Annotated in this window: 1 protein-coding gene; it reads left to right on the top strand. The window is 61.9% G+C overall.

Features of this window, described 5'->3' with window-relative positions; all coding sequences use genetic code 11:
* Positions 1 to 423 (top strand): leucine-rich repeat domain-containing protein (locus tag NW858_RS11350; RefSeq protein ID WP_414520523.1); only part of this gene is annotated, 423 nt, incomplete at its 5' end.
* Positions 424 to 640: the final 217 nt, after the last annotated feature.

The raw sequence follows: 640 nt of genomic DNA, 5'->3' as shown, positions 1-640 counted from the left end.
GAGCTGGGGCAGCTCAGCCGCCTAGAAAACCTCAGCCTACAAATCAACCAGCTCAGCGGCGCCATTCCCAGCCAACTGGGCCAGATGAGCTCCCTGAGGGGCCTGTTTTTGGATCGCAACCAACTCTCTGGGCCCATTCCGCCCCAACTGGGGCACCTGCGCCACCTGGAGAATCTGTACCTGTCGGACAACCGCCTCAGCGGATCCCTGCCGCCAGAGCTAGCCCAACTCAAGCAATTACGGGATCTGCGCCTGGCCCGTAACCAGCTCACAGGCGAGCTGCCCGGCTTTTTGGCAGAACTGCCGCGGCTGGAACGGCTCCACATCGAGGGCAACCCTGGCCTCTGCCTGCCGGCGGCCCTGTCGAGTTGGTTTGCCGGTCTCAATCCAGGGGATCCTCCTTCCGCTCGCCCCTGCCCCTAGGTCTGGGATCTAGGCCTTCCGCCGACCTGCGATACTGGGATCAGGTGTCCACAGCCCCCTACGCGAACAGTTAGCCATGTATACCCTGGAATTGCTTCTGAAGGGAAATCCCGCCCCCATCGTCGTCCACCAAAAAGAGGAGGAGGCGGCCAACCGCGCCTATCAGAGTGTGGTTGAAGCTCTTCGCAACGGATCCCCTCAAAGCTTGGAGCTGACC

The sequence above is a fragment of the Synechococcus sp. H55.10 genome (assembly GCF_047502715.1).
Classification (GTDB): domain Bacteria; phylum Cyanobacteriota; class Cyanobacteriia; order Thermostichales; family Thermostichaceae; genus Thermostichus.
This window is presented reverse-complemented; position numbering and strand designations above follow the sequence as displayed.